At 60.3% G+C, this 18540-nt stretch carries 12 protein-coding genes; 7 read left to right on the forward strand and 5 right to left on the reverse strand.

Annotated elements, in window-relative coordinates:
* Positions 1-20 precede the first annotated feature (20 nt).
* The 4 genes from aceF (at position 21) to yccS (ending at position 7078) form a co-directional block, all read left to right on the forward strand.
* On the forward strand, positions 21-1688 hold the full coding sequence (gene aceF / locus KBY08_RS11635; protein ID WP_032655172.1) for a dihydrolipoyllysine-residue acetyltransferase: 1668 nt from the start codon (positions 21-23) through the stop codon (positions 1686-1688).
* 320 nt (positions 1689-2008) lie between these two features.
* A complete protein-coding gene (gene dbpA, locus KBY08_RS11640; RefSeq protein WP_010440122.1) occupies positions 2009-3388 on the forward strand; it encodes an ATP-dependent RNA helicase DbpA in 1380 nt (459 codons plus the stop codon).
* 175 nt (positions 3389-3563) lie between these two features.
* Positions 3564-4742, forward strand: coding sequence for an NAD(P)/FAD-dependent oxidoreductase (locus KBY08_RS11645; protein ID WP_024640333.1), 1179 nt, complete (start codon positions 3564-3566; stop codon positions 4740-4742).
* 137 nt (positions 4743-4879) lie between these two features.
* Positions 4880-7078 (forward strand): YccS family putative transporter, encoded by a 2199-nt coding sequence (yccS, locus tag KBY08_RS11650; protein ID WP_011266454.1) that lies wholly within the window; start codon positions 4880-4882, stop codon positions 7076-7078.
* On the opposite strand, the gene KBY08_RS11655 is transcribed toward yccS, so the two are convergent.
* The gene (locus KBY08_RS11655) at positions 7041-7796 is read right to left on the reverse strand and encodes a substrate-binding periplasmic protein (protein ID WP_024640335.1); all 756 of its coding nucleotides are present in this window, start codon (positions 7794-7796) and stop codon (positions 7041-7043) included. The two genes, yccS and KBY08_RS11655, sit on opposite strands and share 38 nt — an antisense overlap.
* Before the next feature lie 227 nt (positions 7797-8023).
* On the opposite strand from KBY08_RS11655, the gene KBY08_RS11660 reads away from it, so the two are divergent.
* Positions 8024-8482, forward strand: coding sequence for a GNAT family N-acetyltransferase (locus KBY08_RS11660; RefSeq protein WP_003404616.1), 459 nt, complete (start codon positions 8024-8026; stop codon positions 8480-8482).
* A 7-nt stretch (positions 8483-8489) separates the two neighbouring features.
* Here KBY08_RS11660 and KBY08_RS11665 read toward each other — a convergent pair whose 3' ends face one another.
* The 3 genes from KBY08_RS11665 to KBY08_RS11675 are packed head-to-tail and all read right to left on the reverse strand — an operon-like array spanning position 8490 to position 11508.
* A complete protein-coding gene (locus tag KBY08_RS11665; protein WP_011266452.1) occupies positions 8490-8786 on the reverse strand; it encodes a winged helix-turn-helix domain-containing protein in 297 nt (98 codons plus the stop codon).
* 26 nt (positions 8787-8812) lie between these two features.
* Complete coding sequence (locus KBY08_RS11670) at positions 8813-9337, reverse strand: M48 family metallopeptidase (protein WP_003404609.1); 525 nt, start codon at positions 9335-9337, stop codon at positions 8813-8815.
* A gap of 32 nt (positions 9338-9369) precedes the next feature.
* A complete protein-coding gene (locus KBY08_RS11675; protein ID WP_024640337.1) occupies positions 9370-11508 on the reverse strand; it encodes an EAL domain-containing protein in 2139 nt (712 codons plus the stop codon).
* A gap of 317 nt (positions 11509-11825) precedes the next feature.
* Between KBY08_RS11675 and KBY08_RS11680 the strand changes: the two genes are divergently transcribed.
* On the forward strand, positions 11826-12497 hold the full coding sequence (locus tag KBY08_RS11680) for a polysaccharide lyase family 7 protein (RefSeq protein WP_003404605.1): 672 nt from the start codon (positions 11826-11828) through the stop codon (positions 12495-12497).
* Positions 12498-12580: 83 nt separating this feature from the next.
* Here KBY08_RS11680 and putP read toward each other — a convergent pair whose 3' ends face one another.
* On the reverse strand, positions 12581-14068 hold the full coding sequence (putP, locus tag KBY08_RS11685) for a sodium/proline symporter PutP (RefSeq protein WP_032655161.1): 1488 nt from the start codon (positions 14066-14068) through the stop codon (positions 12581-12583).
* A 448-nt stretch (positions 14069-14516) separates the two neighbouring features.
* On the opposite strand from putP, the gene putA reads away from it, so the two are divergent.
* Positions 14517-18470, forward strand: coding sequence for a trifunctional transcriptional regulator/proline dehydrogenase/L-glutamate gamma-semialdehyde dehydrogenase (putA, locus tag KBY08_RS11690; protein WP_046722210.1), 3954 nt, complete (start codon positions 14517-14519; stop codon positions 18468-18470).
* Positions 18471-18540: the final 70 nt, after the last annotated feature.

The following is an 18540-nucleotide window of genomic DNA, read 5'->3' on the forward strand; positions in this document are numbered from 1 at the left end:
TTCTCCTAAGGAGAGACATAGTGAGTGAGTTAATTCGTGTACCCGACATCGGCAACGGTGAAGGCGAAGTCATTGAATTGATGGTCAAGGTCGGTGATCGCATCGAAGCCGACCAGAGCGTTCTGACGCTTGAGTCGGACAAGGCGAGCATGGAAATCCCTGCTCCCAAGGCTGGCGTCATCAAGACCATGAAGGTCAAGCTGGGTGACCGCCTGAAAGAAGGCGACGAGCTGTTCGAACTGGAAGTGGAAGGCGAAGCGGCTGCGGCTGCGGCTGCGGCCCCGGCACCTGCTGCCGAACCTGCCCCTGCCCCTGCTGCTGCCGAAAAGCCGGCTGAAGCGGCACCTGCACCTGCGGCCGCCGCCGAGCCTGCTCCGGCAGCCAGCGCCAGCGTTCAGGACATCCACGTACCGGACATCGGTTCGTCGGGCAAGGCCAAGATCATCGAACTGATGGTCAAGGTCGGTGACAGCATCCAGGCCGATCAGTCGCTGATCACCCTGGAATCCGACAAGGCCAGCATGGAGATCCCTTCTCCGGCAGCAGGCGTTGTCGAGAGCATCGAAGTCAAGCTGGACCAGGAAGTCGGTACCGGCGACCTGATCCTGAAACTGAAAGTCGAAGGCGCCGCGCCTGCCGCCGCTCCGGCCCCTGCCGCCAGCGCACCCGCCGCGGCCCCGGCCAAGGCTGAGGCCGCAGCTCCCGCCGCCCCTGCTCCCAAAGCAGAAGCAGCACCTGCGCCAGCCGCTCCAGCGGCTCCGGCCAAAGACGGTGCCAAGGTTCATGCCGGCCCGGCCGTTCGTCAGCTGGCCCGCGAATTTGGCGTCGAGCTGAACGCTGTCAGCGCCACCGGCCCGCACGGCCGTGTGCTGAAAGAAGACGTTCAGGCTTACGTCAAAACCATGATGCAGAAGGCCAAGGAAGCTCCAGCTGGCGGCGCAAGCGGCGGCTCGGGCATCCCGCCGATTCCGGAAGTCGATTTCAGCCGTTTCGGCGAGATCGAAGAAGTACCGATGACGCGCCTGATGCAACTCGGCGCTTCCGGCCTGCACCGCAGCTGGCTGAACATTCCGCACGTCACGCAGTTCGACCAGGCCGACATTACCGACCTGGAAGCTTTCCGTGTGGCGCAGAAAGGCGCTGCCGAGAAGGCTGGCGTCAAGCTGACGGTCCTGCCGCTGCTGCTCAAATCCTGCGCCCACCTGCTCAAGGAGCTGCCGGACTTCAACGCTTCGCTGGCGCCTAGCGGCAAGGCCGTGATTCGCAAGAAGTACGTGCACATCGGCTTTGCCGTGGACACCCCGGACGGCCTGCTGGTCCCGGTCATCCGCGACGTCGACCAGAAGAGCCTGTTGCAACTGGCCGCCGAAGCCGCCGCACTGGCGGAAAAGGCGCGCAACAAGAAACTGACGGCGAACGACATGCAGGGCGCGTGCTTCACCATCTCCAGCCTCGGCCACATTGGCGGCACCGGCTTCACGCCGATCGTCAACGCGCCGGAAGTGGCGATCCTCGGTGTTTCCAAGGCAACCATCCAGCCCGTCTGGGACGGCAAAGCCTTCCAGCCGAAACTGATGCTGCCGCTGTCGCTGTCCTATGATCACCGCGTGATCAACGGCGCAGCTGCTGCCCGCTTCACCAAGCGCTTGAGCGAATTGCTGGCGGACATCCGCACAATCCTGCTGTAAGCCCTGCCGGCCCGTCCCCGGACGGGCCTTGCTGTACACCCTTGCGAGCTGCCACGCTCGAACCTCAACCCCGCCCTCCAGCGGGGATTTTTTTGCCCTGGATATCGCGCCCATGCTCCGCGCTCATTGCTGGATCCTGTGGGAGTGACCGGGGCGGCGATCCGCATTGCTCACGAAGACCATGGTCCAGACGCCCCATCTTCTGGGACTGTAAGGGCCCCTTCGCGAGCAAGCTCGCTCCCACGACCTTTATCGTCGGTGCCAGGTCTCACTGGCGGGTGATACACTACGCGACATTTTTGTTTTGCAGGTCCACCGTCGTGACTAACACCGCTTTCAATTCCCTGCCTCTGTCCGCTGCCATGCTGGCTAACCTGGAGTCGCTTGGTTATGCCGAAATGACACCGATTCAGGCGCAGAGCCTGCCGGTGATCCTCAAGGGCATGGACCTGATCGCGCAAGCCAAGACCGGCAGCGGCAAGACCGCTGCGTTCGGCATCGGCCTGCTCAACCCGATCAACCCGCGTTTCTTCGGTTGTCAGGCACTGGTCATGTGCCCGACCCGCGAACTGGCGGATCAGGTGGCCAAGGAAATCCGCCGTCTGGCGCGTTCCGAGGACAACATCAAGGTCCTGACCCTGTGTGGCGGCGTATCCTTTGGCCCGCAGATCGGCTCGCTGGAACATGGCGCACACATCATCGTCGGCACTCCGGGTCGTATACAGCAGCACTTGCGCAAGGGCTCTCTGGTCCTGGACGGCCTGAACACGCTGATTCTCGATGAAGCCGACCGCATGCTGGACATGGGCTTCTACGACGCCATCGCCGACATCATCGAGCAGACTCCGCAGCGCCGTCAGACCCTGCTGTTCTCCGCCACCTACCCGGTCGGCATCAAGCAGTTGTCCTCGAAGTTCATGCGTGATCCGCAGACCGTCAAGGTCGAAGCGCTGCACGCCGACAGCCAGATCGAGCAGATTTTCTACGAGATCTCCCCGGAGCAGCGCCTGGAAGCGGTGGTCAAGGTACTCGGCCATTTCCGTCCGACGTCCTGCGTGGCGTTCTGCTTCACCAAGCAGCAGGTCCAGGAAGTGGTCGATCACCTGACCGCCAAGGGCATGTCTGCCGTCGGCCTGCATGGTGATCTGGAACAGCGTGACCGTGATCAGGTACTGGCGATGTTCGCCAACCGCAGTACCTCGGTACTGGTCGCCACGGACGTAGCCGCGCGCGGTCTGGATATCGACGCGCTGGACATGGTGATCAACGTCGAGCTGGCGCGTGATTCGGAAATCCACATCCACCGTGTCGGCCGTACCGGTCGTGCAGGCGAGAAAGGCATCGCGGTCAGCCTCGTGGCCCCGTCGGAAAGCCAGCGCGCCCGTGCCATCGAAGAATTGCAGAAAGCGCCGTTGAACTGGCAGCAATACGACAGACTGAGCATCAAGGAAGGCGGCAAGCTGCTGCCCGCCATGACCACCCTGTGCATCGGCTCGGGCCGCAAGGACAAGCTGCGTCCGGGCGACATCCTCGGCGCACTGACCGGCGAGGCAGGCATTGCGGGCACTCAGGTCGGCAAGATCGCGATTTTCGACTTCCAGGCCTACGTTGCCGTCGAGCGCAGCATGGCCAAACAGGCCCTGGAGCGTTTGAACAATGGCAAGATCAAGGGCAAGTCGCTGCGCGTGCGGATTTTGTAAAGTTTATCGTTGACCCTGATAGTCCCTACACGCCGCGCCGAGCGTCATATACAGGCCCCGAAGGTCCTGAAAACGCGGTTTTCAGGCTTCTGCGGCCAGAATCAAAAACAGGCTTGTGCATAGCTTGGCGCGGAGCATGGGAACGATAGTGACCTGAAGATCGAGGAACCACGCTGTGCCCGTTACTGACGTTGTAATCATTGGCGCCGGCGCTGCCGGTCTGATGTGTGCGTTCACCGCTGCCGCTCGCGGGCGCAAGGTGATGTTGATCGACCACGCCAACAAACCCGGCAAGAAGATCCTGATGTCCGGTGGCGGGCGGTGCAACTTCACCAATATGTACACCGAGCCGGCCAACTTCCTGTCGCAGAACCCGCATTTCTGCAAATCGGCCCTGGCCCGCTACACCCAATGGGATTTCATCGCGATGGTCGCCAAACATGGCGTGCCTTATCACGAGAAAAAGCTCGGCCAGCTGTTTTGCGACAACAAGTCCAGCGACATTCTGGAAATGCTTCTGGACGAGTGCCGCCACGCCGGTGTCAGCCTGCACATGGACACCGCCGTGCAGCAGATCGAAAAGACTGACGCCGGCTACAGCCTGCAGACCACGCTGGGCACCCTGAACTGCCAGTCGCTGGTGATTGCCACAGGCGGGCTGTCGATTCCGACGCTGGGCGCCACCGGTTTTGGCTATCAGGTCGGCAAGCAGTTCGGCCACACGCTGCTGCCGACCCGCGCAGGGCTGGTGCCGTTCACCATCACCGATCAGCTCAAGGAGCTGTGCACCGAGCTGTCAGGCACCTCGGTGGATTGCCTGGTGAGCTGCAACGACACCAGCTTCCGCGAAAACATCCTGTTCACCCACCGCGGCCTCAGTGGCCCGGCGATCCTGCAGATTTCCTCGTTCTGGCAGCCCGGCGACACAGTGGAAATCAACCTGCTGCCCGATCATGACGTGCCCGCCTGGCTCAACCAGCAGCAGGCCGAGCGCCCCAACAGTGAACTGAAAACCCTGCTGGGCGAGATTTTCACCAAGAAGATGGCCAACCTGATCGCCGAACACTGGTTCGTATCCAGACCGATGAAGCAGTACACCCACGCCGAACTGGCCGAGATCGCCGAAAAGCTGGCGAGCTGGCAGGTGGTCCCGGCGGGCACCGAGGGTTATCGCACGGCCGAAGTGACGCTGGGCGGTATCGACACCCGCGAAGTGTCGTCCAAGACCATGGAATCGCTGAAATCCCCCGGTCTTTATTTCGTGGGCGAAGTGCTCGACGTGAGCGGTCATCTGGGCGGCTTCAACTTTCAGTGGGCGTGGGCGTCGGCCTATGCTGCCGCACAGTACGTGTGACCTGGTCGCTGATATGCAACATCACGACACGGCAAACCGGTATAAATTTTGCGAGGCGGATGTACAGCCAGTCATTTGGTCTGTACATATCCCCCTGCACGATCGATCAATTGCGAACAGGGCCGTCAAGCTAACCCATGGCATCGAAATCTCTCCGTCATACATTCCGTCGATTGTGGGCGCTGGATAAATTCAGCTATAGCGTTCGAGTCTTTATCGCACTGACCGGCAGCATGGCACTGTGCTGGTATCAAAATGAAATGGCGTTACTGATCCCGCTGTTTCTGGGGATTATCGCCTGCGCCCTGGCCGAGACCGACGACAGCTGGCAAGGCCGACTCAACGCACTGGCGGTGACGCTGGTGTGTTTCAGCATCGCCGCCCTTGCCGTCGAATTGCTCTTCCCCTACCCCATCCTGTTTGTCTGTTCACTGGCGCTGGCCAGCTTCTGCCTGACCATGCTCGGCGCACTGGGTGAACGCTATGGCGCGATTGCCTACGGCACGTTGATCCTTTCGGTCTACACCATGATCGGCGTCGATCAGCGTGGCGGTGAAGTACTGGACTTCTGGCATGAACCGATGCTGCTGGTGGCGGGCGCAGCCTGGTACGGCCTGCTGTCGGTGCTGTGGCAGATGCTGTTTTCCAACCAGCCGGTGCAACAGGCGCTGGCGCGACTGTTTCGTGAGCTGGGCCAGTACCTGAAGCTCAAGTCGACCCTGTTCGAACCGATTCGCACGCTCAACGTGGAGGCCCGTCGCCTGGAGCTGGCGCAGCAGAACGGCAAAGTCGTCGCCGCGCTGAACTCCACCAAGGAAATCATCCTGCACCGCGTCGGCAGCGGCCGCCCCGGCTCCAAAGTCAGCCGCTACCTGAAGCTGTACTTCATCGCCCAGGACATCCACGAGCGCGCCAGCTCGTCGCATTACCCCTACAACTCACTGGCCGATGCGTTTTTCCACAGCGACGTGCTGTTCCGCTGCCAGCGCCTGCTGCGTCAACAGGGCGTGGCCTGCCAGGCGCTGTCGGAATCCATCCAGTTACGTCAACCATTCGTGTATGACCCAAGCTTCGCCGAAGCCATGGAAGACCTGCACGCGTCCCTTGAACATCTGCGCATCCAGAGCAACCCTGCGTGGCGCGGCCTGCTGCGTTCGCTGCGCGCGCTGGCCGCCAACCTTGGCACCCTGGATCGCCTGATCAGCGACGCCAGCAACCCGGACGCCGTGGCCGATGCCACCGACAGCAGCCTGCTGGACCGCTCGCCGCGCAACCTCAAGGATGTCTGGACGCGCCTGCGCCTGCAGATGACCCCGACCTCGCTGCTGTTTCGTCACGCCCTGCGCCTGCCGCTGGCATTGACCATCGGTTACGCGATGGTGCACCTGATTCACCCGTCACAGGGCTACTGGATCATCCTGACCACGGTGTTCGTCTGCCAGCCCAGCTACGGCGCCACCCGGCTCAAGCTCGGCCAGCGGATCATCGGCACCGCGATCGGCCTGACGGTCGGCTGGGTGCTGTTCGATCTGGTTACCAGCCCGATTCTGCAATCGATGTGCGCCGTGCTGGCCGGGGTGGTGTTCTTCGTCAATCGGACCACCCGCTACACCCTGTCGACCGCCGCCATCACGGTGATGGTGCTGTTCTGCTTCAATCAGGTCGGTGATGGTTATGGCCTGTTCCTGCCGCGGCTGTTCGATACATTGCTGGGCAGCCTTATCGCCGGTCTCGCCGTGTTCCTGTTTTTGCCGGACTGGCAGGGACGACGCCTGAACAAGGTGCTGGCCAATACCCTGACCTGCAACAGCATCTACCTGCGGCAGATCATGCAACAGTACGCCAAGGGCAAGAGTGACGACCTGGCCTATCGACTGGCGCGGCGCAACGCCCACAACGCCGACGCCGCGCTGTCGACCACGCTGGCGAACATGCTCATGGAGCCCGGCCACTTTCGCAAGGAGGCCGACGTCGGCTTCCGCTTTCTGGTGCTGTCACACACGCTGCTGAGCTACCTTTCCGGCCTCGGCGCGCACCGTGATACGCAGTTGCCGAGTGATGTCCGCGAACACCTGATCGATAACGTCGGTGCCACACTGGCCGCCAGCATCGACGAAATCGCTGCAGGGCTAGCCGAGAAGAAGCCGGTTGCGGTGCAGAGCGATGCCGAGGAAGGGCTGGCCGCGCAACTGGAGCAACTGCCCGAAGACATGGACGAAAGTCAGCGACTGGTGCAAGCCCAGCTGGCGCTGATCTGCCGCCAGCTGGCTCCGCTGCGCACCCTCGCCGCGCACTTGATCAAAGCTCCGGAGGTTGCTGCAACCCATGCAGTCTGAGCAGCTCATCGTAGGTGCCGTCGGCTTTCATGGCGGCAATTTCGCGATCAAAGTCGGCGACGATCTTGTCGTGGTGGGGATTTTTCAGGCTGACCAGAATATGCAGGCTGTTCTCGCTCAACGAGCCCGGTAGAAACTCGACCCGGTCACGCACCTCATCCGGTTCCATCGCCAGGTTGTAACGGGCTACGTACTCATCTTCCAGGGTCAGGTCGACACGCTCGGCGGCGAGCATGCGTATGGCGGTGGAGAAGTTCTGCACAGGGACCTTCTGCAACTGGCTGTCGCTGTCAAACGCAGGGGCATAAGCATAACCCCTGACCACCGCGATCACGTATTGGTGGAGCTGCTCATGGGTCAGGGTGCCAATGGGCGACTCCTTGCGCTTGATGAAACGTATCCGGTTGAGCAGGTATTCCGCAGAAAACTGGCCAATTTTCGTACGTTCATCGCTGAACCACGCATTGATCAGCACATCATGACGCCCTTGGCTCAAGCCCAGCATCGCCCGTGCCCAGGGCACTTGCTCATACAGCGTGGTGTACCCGGCACGGCGCAGCGCCGTATTGACGATATCGGTTGCCAGCCCGCCGTTGAGCAGCAGCGCGTCGGTAAAAGGTGGCCAGGGATCGGCGACAAGACGCAACTTTTCAGCTGCGTTGACGTGCGCCATCAGCAGAAAGACCAGCACCCCCACCGCTCGAAGCAACTGCGACATGCTCAGGTTCCTGAAAGGGGCGGCATGCCCGATTTAATCCTATCGGCAGGAAAACGCTCGCCCGTGAGGGCGCCTGCAGTTCTAATTGAAGACCTCAAGCAGGCAGTAGACAAGCCGGGCAGGCAACATGCTCAACCGGCGCAGCATTCATATCGTTGACGGCGTTTATTGGGAATGTCGCCGGATACGTTTAGACTTCGCTTCTGGTTTCCCTGCGAGTCTGCGACATGTCTATCAAATGGATCTGCAAACATCACACCGAGCTGAGCATCGAGCAACTCTATGCCGTGCTGCAACTGCGTGCCGAGGTGTTTGTGGTCGAGCAGCAATGCGTGTACCTGGACGTCGACGGACAGGACCTGATGGGCGACACCTGCCACCTGATGGCCTGGCAGGAAGACAAGCTGGTCGCCTACCTGCGTTTGCTCGACCCGATCCAGCAAGGCGGCGACGTGACCATCGGCCGGGTGGTGACTGCGCCTTCGATCCGCAGCAGGGGCATCGGCCATGAACTGATGGAGCAGGCCCTGGAAAACGCCGAACGCAAATGGCCCGACCAGCCCATCTACCTATCGGCCCAGGCCCATCTGCAAGGCTATTACAGCCGCTACGGCTTCAATCCGGTGGGCGAGGTCTACCTGGAAGACGACATTCCGCATATCGGCATGCGTCGCGATCTGGACTGAAAGCCGCTCAGGGATACTCCAGCACGGCCTTGATACGCGGCAGATTGTCGGCAATCCAGCCCTTGTCAACGGCGCCCCAGTCACGGATCCGGTAGCTGCCGGCGTGATTGCGGCCGCCTTCCAGCTGCTCGAAATCACACACAATGTCCAGATCGGCAAGCGCACTGATAGTGTCCTGCGCGGTCCGACGCGGCATGCCGGTTGCCGCTATCAGCTCCGGAACACTGCTGGCGATCTGTGAATCGATCAGGTACGCCACGTACAGGCGGCGATAGAAACTGCTTTTGGTCTTGCTGACCTGCATCGTCGAATCCTTTTTCAGTGCCTGGCTCAGCATGGCGCTCGCGCGGCCTGCAGATCGCGGTACGTCAGGTACACGCGCAAATCGAACTCCAATTGGTGATAACCGGGCAACATGTGCTCGCACAACTGGTAGAAGGCCTTGTTGTGATCCGACTCACGAAAGTGAGCCAGCTCGTGCACGACGATCATTTTCAGAAACTCTGGCGGCGCTTCCTTGAACAGCGCGGCCACACGGATCTCGTTACTGGCCTTGAGCTTGCCGCCCTGCACTCTGGATATCTTGGTGTGCAGGCCCAGCGCGCGGTGGGTCAGGTCGAGACGATTGTCGAAAAGAACCTTCTTGATGGCTGGCGCGTTGCGCAGGTGATCCTGCTTGAGCGCCAGCGCGTAGGCGTAAAGGGCCTTGTCGCTCTGGACCTGATGCCGCGCGGGGTAGCGCTGCTCAAGGTAATCCGCCAGACGATCCTCGGCAATCAGCTGCTGCACCTGATCCTGCAGGGCCTGCGGATAGGCCTGCAGGTATTTGAGCGGAGCAGGGCTGGATGCAGTCATGGGGCCTTTGCATGAGATCGAAAAACGCCATTCTACAACAATCTGGTTTGCCTGAAGCCCGCCACATCAAAGTGCCCGGGAAAGCGCAACGCATCTTCTGGCAACATCGGATGAGCGATCAAAAAGCCCTGCATGACCTGACAGCCGTTGTCTGCCAGCCACTGGTATTGCTCGGCAGTCTCGACCCCTTCGGCAATAACCAGCATATCGAGGTTGCGGCTCAGGTCGATGATACTGCTGGCCATCGCCGCCTCGCGCTTTGACCCTGCAATATTGGCCACAAAACGCCTGTCCAGCTTCAAGGTGTCGAGTTGCAGATTGCGCAGGTGCGACAGCGAGCATTCGCCGGTACCAAAGTCGTCGAGCGCAATGCGCACACCGACCTCATGCAACAACTTCAGCTGTTTGTGGCTGTGCGTCAGGTTGTTGACCAGGGCGGTTTCAGTGATTTCCACCTCTATCTGCCCCGGTTTCAGCTCGAAGCGATCCATGGCGCGTTTCAATTCCGAGGCCAGATTGGGCAGGCAGAATTGTGTGGGGCTGACACAGACACTCAGCACCATGTCGGGCGCGAAGATGTGGCTCCATGCCTGACGCTGCTCGGCGCCCTGATCAAAGATCCAGCTGCCGAGCCGATTGATCAGTCTGGTCTCTTCCAGCAGCGGAATGAACAGCGCAGGCGGGACCTCTCCGACCGCTGGATGCTGCCAACGCAGCAAGGCCTCGAAACCACGCAAGCGACCATCCGCCACGTGAATCTGGGGCTGGTACACCACTGAAAAATCCCGACCGTCGATGGCCGTACGCACGCTTTCCTCAAGCATCAGTCGCGAGCGGGCGCGCCCGTTCATGTTCTGATCATAGAACCGGTATTGTTGCCGCCCTGCACGCTTGGCCTCGTACATGGCGATATCTGCCGCGCGCAGCAGACCGTCCAGATTCGAGCCGCAATCCGGAAAGGTCGCAATGCCGACGCTGGCACCCAGGGTGATCTCGACACCGTCGACCTGGCGTCTTCCGGATACCCGCTCGATGAGCTTTTCGGCGATCTTGGCCGCCTGTTCGGGGTAATCAAGCCCGTCGATTACGACGGTGAACTCGTCGCCGCCGATGCGTGCCAGCACATCATAGGGGCGCATGCTGTCCTTGAACTGCTCGGCGACCCAGAGCAATACCTGATCACCGGCCTCGTGGCCCAGCGTGTCGTTTATCTGCTTGAAACCATCCAGATCCATGAACAGCACGACCAGGTATTTATCCGCCCGCTCGTTGCGCAACAGCATGCTTTCAACGGCCTGATAAAGTCCCCGGCGATTGAGCAGGCCTGTCAATGCATCGGTGACGGCCTGTTTTTCCAGCTGCTGATAAAGATCACGAACCACCGACATATCGAGAACCGTCAGCACCATTGCCTTCTGTTCGGCAGGCAGCGCCGCACAGGACAACGCCACTGGCAGTTGCGTGCCTTGCGCCGTACGCAGAATGGCGTCGTGCACCCGATAGGTGTCGGACTTGCGATAGTGCTGGTAAAAGCCCGAATCCAGCCAGTGGCCTACCTTCGGTTCGATGATGTAGTCCAGCACCTGGGTGCCGCGCAGGTGATCGACGGAGGTGTTCAATAACTGACAGATAGCCGGGTTGGCAAAGCTGATGGTGCCTGCTTCGTCAACGACCAGAATGCCTTCGGCGACGTTGGCCAGCACCGATGCGTTGAACGCACGGGCCGACTCCAGCTCCAGTGACAGCTGTTGCAGCGCACGACGATTGCGCTGTTGCTCAAGCAGGGTCTGCACCTTGGGCTTGAGCACATTCGGGTCGAAGGGTTTGAACAGATAGTCCGTCGCACCATTCGCATAGCCCTTTTGCACCGCATCCTGGGTCTGCTCATTGGCGGTGAGAAAAATAATCGGCGTAAGGCGGGTGCGCTGACTGCCACGCATCAGTCGCGCGACCTCGAAGCCGTCCATACCCGGCATCTGCACATCCAGCAAAACCAGGTCGACTTCCTGCTCGAGAAGTACGGTCAATGCTTCTATTCCGGAACTTGCAGTCACAATGTGCCAGTCCGTTCTTTGCAGAACAGCGCACATCGTCACCAGATTTTCCGGGTAATCGTCTACAACAAGTAAAACTGAAGAGCCATCATCTGGCTGGTTTGGCACGCGTTCCATGCTGCTTCTCTGTGTGGGCATGACGCCTGAGACTCAGGACGACCGTCATACTTTGGAATAACTCTAGCCTCGTCTCGCCAAAAGCAGAAGCAAGGCGCCTCTTCCCTACTGTCAAAGTTCGATCTAGCCGACTAACGGTCATTCTCTGCACCCCTTACAGGCTCTGCCCTGCAGAAGAAGTGACAGCACTTTGACGCCATCCGTTCGACATTTTTTTATTAACAAATTGTCCTACAAGCCGTATAAAAGCTGGCTGAAGCCTCGTGCCAGAGGCTTTCTCTATGAGCGATACAAAGACATTTACGGACGGAGACAAAATGGTAGATCTTGGATCGTGGAATCTCAGCATCCCGGTGGGGTCGCCCCCCAAGACCATCGAAACCGCTCAGTTAGTAAAAGGCTACGACGGTAAATATTTCAAATCCAAAACCGACGCCATTGTGTTCTGGTCGCCCGTCACCGGCACTAAAACCGAGAACGCCAAATATTCCCGAAGCGAACTTCGGGAAACGTGGTCCGATGGTTCGCTGCATAATTGGGTGTACCCGGATGCCGACAACTTTCTGAATGCCAAACTGGAAGTCGACCAAGTACCTTCCTCAGGCAAGATTGTCATCGGACAAATACACGCATACGAGAGCACAGAGCCGCTCCTGAAAGTCGAGTTTCAATACAAGGAAGACACCAAGACCGGCGATATCGTTGCAAAAGTCCGCAACCGCTATGACGACGATGAAAGCAAGGTTTACACCATCGTAGAGGGTGTGAAGCTCAATGAGACATTCAATTACGTCATTCACCTGAGCAAGGGCGGAAAACTGTCCGTCAGCGCCAAGGATCAGGACTGGAGCACGCGCATCAGTGAGACCTGGCGCGACAAGCCTCTGTACTTCAAGGCGGGGGTGTATACCCAGGACAATACCGGGTACACCTCGGAGGGTGGCAAGGCGACGTTCTACAACCTCGACATCGATCACAACCAGAGCTGAGCGGCACGCAGCTCTCAGCCTGAATACACAACGGCCCGCGCTTCACGAAGAAGAACGGGCCGTTTGTGTTTCAGTCAGACCTGTCAGCGGTTGGCTTTGAAATCCTGTTCGGCGGCCAGGAAACGGGTCTGCATGGACGCAGAAGCAGGCTTGCCGATCAGGCTGAATACCACGATGGCGATGCTGGCCAGGATGAACCCGGGGATGATTTCATACAGCCCCATGGTACTGAATTGCTTCCAGAGCACCACGGTGGCCGCACCCATAATGACCCCGGCCAGAGCGCCGTTGCGAGTCATGCCCTTCCACAGTACCGAAATCAGTACCACAGGGCCGAAGGCTGCGCCGAAACCGGCCCAGGCGTAACTCACCAGGCCCAGCACGCGGTTTTCAGGATTGGCCGCCAGCAGAATGGCAATGATCGCGATCAGCAGCACCATTGCCCGACCTACCCAGACCAGCTCGACCTGCGAAGCGCCCTTGCGCAGATAAGCCTTGTAGAAGTCCTCGGTCAACGCGCTGGAGCACACCAGCAACTGGCAGCTCAGCGTACTCATCACCGCAGCCAGAATGGCCGACAACAGCACGCCGGCAATCCACGGATTGAACAGCAGCTTGGCCAGCTCGATGAACACCCGCTCCGGGTTCTCGGTAACCGGCCCGGCGACCTCAGGGTGCGCGGAAAAATAAGCGATGCCGAAGAAACCCACCGCCACGGTGCCGCCCAGGCACAGGATCATCCAGGCCATGGAGATGCGTCGGGCGCTGGCAATCGACTTGACCGAATCGGCCGCCATGAAGCGCGCCAGGATATGTGGCTGACCGAAATAACCCAGGCCCCAGCCGAGCAGGGAAATGATGCCGATGAATGTGGTGTTCTTGAACATGTCGAAGCTGGTCGGGTCTTTCGCTTCGATCGCCAGAAAGGTGGTGTCGACGCCGCCCGTTGCCAGCAGAACGATGATCGGCGTCAGGATAAGGGCGAAGATCATCAGCGTGGCCTGCACGGTGTCTGTCCAGCTCACCGCCAGAAAACCACCGACGAAGGTGTAGGCGATGGTCGCCGCAGCGCCGGCCCACAGGGCGGTTTCGTAGGACATGCCGAAGGTGCTTTCAAACAGACGCGCGCCCGCAACGATGCCAGAGGCGCAATAAATGGTGAAGAACACCAGAATCACGATGGCCGAAATGATGCGCAGCAGGCCACTGTTGTCTTCGAAACGGCTGCTGAAGTAATCCGGCAGCGTCAGTGCGTCACCGTTGTGCTCTGTCTGCACACGCAGACGGCCGGCCACGAACAGCCAGTTCAGGTAGGCGCCGATGATCAGGCCGATGGCGATCCAGCTTTCCGACAGGCCGGACATATAGATGGCACCGGGCAACCCCATCAACAGCCAGCCGCTCATGTCCGAGGCTCCTGCTGAAAGAGCGGTGACCACGCTGCCGAGGCTGCGTCCGCCGAGAATGTAATCCGAAAGGTTGTTGGTAGAGCGATAGGCCATCAGGCCGATCAATACCATTGCCGCTATATAGATCACGAACGTGATCAAGGTAGGGTTGCTGACACTCATGAGTTCTGCCTTGGCATTATTTTTATGTTGGCACCCGATGCCAAAGGGAATAGCGACCGATATTCGGCACATCCCTGCTTTTGCACCCGACACCGCGTTGACTGATCGCTCCGCAAGGATTGGCAATCAATGACTGGCGGTTGCACCGCGGGAACGAATCCTATTAAACAATCCAAACAAGGTGCAACCCATTTCATCCTGCAAGTTGCACCTGTTACAAAAAACTCGTGACATATGCATTTACGCGCCATTTTAGGGCGTTTTCAACGCAATCTACAAAAAATCACGCACCAGCACTGAGCGTAGCGCCATTTTTATCAGCCGCTCACCGGGAACCTCACAAAATATTCTGCAAATCGGGTTGCACCCGGTTGCACCCCACCCTGTCCCGAGGCTAATCTGCGCCAAAGCCGATGCCACTTCCACGTGGCTATAAAGAGGACAACACATGGCCACCACCACTCTGGGCGTCAAACTTGACGACCCGACCCGCGAGCGTTTGAAAGCCGCAGCTCACTCCATCGACCGTACGCCGCACTGGTTGATCAAGCAGGCGATTTTCAATTACCTGGAAAAGCTCGAGAGTGGTGCAACCCTGCTGGAGCTCGACGGTGCTGCCGGCAAGGACAACGAAGACCGCGGCGAGCTGGCAGAAGAGGCGGGGCTGCAATGCTTTCTGGATTTTGCCGAGAGCATTCAACCGCAGTCCGTGTTACGTGCAGCCATCACCTCCGCCTACCGCCGCCCCGAGCCGGAAGTGGTGCCTATGCTGCTCGAGCAGGCACGCCTGAGCGCGCCGGTTGCCGAGGCCACCAACAAGATGGCCGCGTCGATTGCGGAGAAACTGCGTAACCAGAAAAGCGCCGGTGGTCGCGCGGGCATCGTTCAGGGCCTGCTGCAGGAGTTTTCACTGTCGTCCCAGGAGGGCGTCGCGCTGATGTGCCTGGCCGAAGCGCTGCTGCGTATTCCGGACAAGGGCACCCGCGATGCCTTGATTCGCGACAAGATCAGCAACGGCAACTGGCAGCCGCACCTGGGCAACAGCCCGTCGCTGTTCGTCAACGCCGCCACCTGGGGCCTGCTGCTGACAGGCAGGCTGGTCGCCACTCACAATGAAGCGGGCCTTACATCCTCGCTGAGCCGCATCATCGGCAAAAGCGGCGAACCGATGATCCGCAAGGGCGTCGACATGGCCATGCGCCTGATGGGCGAGCAGTTCGTCACCGGCGAAACCATCGGTGAAGCCCTGGCCAATGCCAGTCGCTTCGAAGCCAAGGGCTTTCGCTACTCCTACGACATGCTGGGTGAAGCGGCGCTGACCGAACATGACGCGCAGAAGTACCTGGCGTCCTACGAGCAGGCTATCCACTCCATCGGCAAAGCCTCGCACGGTCGCGGCATCTACGAAGGTCCGGGGATTTCCATCAAGCTGTCGGCGCTGCACCCGCGCTACAGCCGCGCCCAGTACGAGCGGGTGATGGATGAACTGTACCCGCGCCTGCTGTCGCTGACGCTGCTCGCCAAGCAGTACGACATCGGCCTGAACATCGACGCCGAAGAAGCCGATCGCCTGGAGCTGTCGCTGGATCTGCTCGAGCGCCTGTGTTTCGAACCACAGCTCACCGGCTGGAACGGCATCGGCTTCGTGATTCAGGCGTATCAGAAGCGCTGCCCTTATGTGATCGATTACGTGATCGACCTGGCGCGCCGCAGCCGCCATCGCCTGATGATCCGTCTGGTCAAGGGCGCGTACTGGGACAGCGAGATCAAGCGCGCCCAGGTCGAAGGCCTGGAAGGCTATCCGGTGTACACGCGCAAGGTGTACACCGACGTGTCCTACATCGCCTGCGCCCGCAAGTTGCTCGCGGCACCGGAAGTCATCTATCCACAATTTGCCACACACAACGCCCACACCCTGGCGGCGATCTACCAGATCGCCGGGCAGAATTATTACCCTGGCCAGTATGAATTCCAGTGCCTGCACGGCATGGGCGAGCCGTTGTATGAGCAGGTTGTAGGCAAAGTCGCCGACGGCAAACTGAATCGTCCTTGCCGCGTGTACGCCCCGGTTGGCACCCATGAAACGCTGCTGGCCTATCTGGTGCGTCGCCTGCTCGAAAACGGCGCCAACACCTCGTTCGTCAACCGGATTGCCGACCACTCGATCTCGATTCAGGAACTGGTCGCCGATCCGGTCAGCCAGATCGAACGCATGGCGACCCAGGAAGGCGGTTTCGGCCTGCCGCACCCACGCATTCCGCTGCCGCGTGATCTGTACGGAACCGAACGCGCCAACTCCAGCGGCATCGACATGGCCAACGAGCATCGTCTGGCTTCGCTGTCTTCGGCCCTGCTGGCTACCGCGCACAACGACTGGAAAGCCGCCCCGATGCTGGGCTGCCCGGCCAGCGCTGGCACGCTGAGTGCCGCGCTGAACCCATCGGACCTGCGTGACGTGGTCGGTCATGTGCAGGAAGCGTCCCTTCAGGATGTCGATAACGCCATCCAGTGCGCCTTGAGCGCTGGCCCGATCTGGCAGGCCACTCCGCCTGTCGAGCGCGCTGCGATTCTGGAGCGTGCCGCTGACTTGATGGAGGCTGAAATCCAGCCGTTGATGGGCCTGCTGGTTCGTGAAGCGGGCAAGACCTTCGCCAACGCCATCGCCGAAGTGCGCGAAGCCGTGGATTTCCTGCGTTACTACGCCGTGCAGGCGCGCAATGACTTCACTAACGACGGCCATCGTCCGCTGGGGCCGGTGGTCTGCATCAGCCCGTGGAACTTCCCGCTGGCGATTTTCAGTGGTCAGGTAGCTGCTGCATTGGCTGCCGGTAACCCGGTGCTGGCCAAACCTGCCGAGCAGACGCCGCTGATCGCCGCACAGGCCGTGCGCCTGCTGCTTGAAGCGGGCATTCCGGAAGGCGTAGTGCAATTGCTGCCGGGTCGCGGCGAAACCGTAGGTGCCGGACTGGTCGGCGATGAACGTGTCAAGGGTGTCATGTTTACCGGTTCAACCGAAGTCGCCCGCCTGCTGCAGCGCAACGTGGCAGGTCGCCTCGACTCACAGGGTCGCCCCATTCCGCTGATCGCCGAAACCGGTGGCCAGAACGCGATGATCGTCGACTCTTCGGCGCTGACCGAACAGGTGGTGATCGACGTAGTGTCTTCGGCGTTCGACAGCGCCGGTCAGCGCTGCTCGGCACTGCGCGTGCTGTGCCTGCAGGAAGATTCTGCCGACCGCGTCATCGAAATGCTCAAGGGCGCGATGGCCGAGAACCGCCTCGGCAATCCGGAGCGCCTGTCGGTAGACATCGGCCCGGTGATCGACGCAGAGGCCAAGGCCGGTATCGAAAAACACATCCAGGCCATGCGCGACAAGGGCCGCACGGTCTATCAGGTGGCCATCGCCGACAGCACCGAACTCAAGCGTGGCACTTATGTGATGCCTACCTTGATCGAACTGGAAAGCTTCGATGAGCTGCAACGCGAAATATTCGGCCCAGTGCTGCACGTGGTGCGCTACAAGCGCAAGGAGCTTGGCCTGCTGATCGATCAGATCAATGCCTCCGGTTATGGCCTGACCCTGGGCGTGCACACGCGCATCGACGAGACCATCGCCAAGGTCATCGACAACGTCAATGCCGGCAACGTCTACGTCAACCGCAACATCGTCGGCGCCGTGGTGGGTGTTCAGCCATTCGGCGGCGAAGGCTTGTCCGGCACCGGCCCCAAAGCGGGTGGCCCGTTGTACCTGTATCGCCTGCTGTCGACGCGTCCGCAGGATGCTATCGAGAAATCGTTCGTCCGCAGCGACGCGCTGTCTGCGCCGGATACCCGCCTGCGTGAAGCCCTCGGCAAGCCGTTGCAGGCATTGAAGGCCTGGGCTGCCAGCAACCAGCAAAGCGACCTGGACGCGCTGTGCAGTCAATACGCCGAGCAATCGCAAAGCGGCATCACCCGCCAGTTGGCAGGCCCGACCGGCGAACGCAACAGCTACGCGATCCTGCCGCGTGAACACGTACTTTGCCTGGCTGACGACGAGAACGACCTGCTGATTCAACTGGCAGCCGTACTGGCGGTCGGCAGCTCTGCCGTATGGCCGGAAACCGACATCAGCAAACCGCTGCGTGCTCGCCTGCCAAAGGACGTTCAGGCGCGCATCAAACTGATACCTGACTGGGCCAAGGACGAAGTCATCTTCGACGCCGTCCTGCACCATGGCGACTCCGATCAGCTACGTGCCATCTGCCAGCAGATCGCACAACGCAGCGGTGCCATCGTCGGCGTCAACGGCCTGTCCCACGGCGAAACCAACGTACCGCTGGAACGTCTGGTGATCGAGCGGGCATTGAGCGTCAACACTGCGGCGGCGGGTGGCAATGCGAGTCTGATGACGATCGGCTGATGCCGCGCGGTAACAGATGACGCAGAGCGTCACGACAGGCATTCCCACGCTGGAGCGTGCGGAACGAGAG

It is taken from the genome of Pseudomonas sp. P135, from assembly GCF_020312125.1.
Classification (GTDB): domain Bacteria; phylum Pseudomonadota; class Gammaproteobacteria; order Pseudomonadales; family Pseudomonadaceae; genus Aquipseudomonas; species Aquipseudomonas fragariae.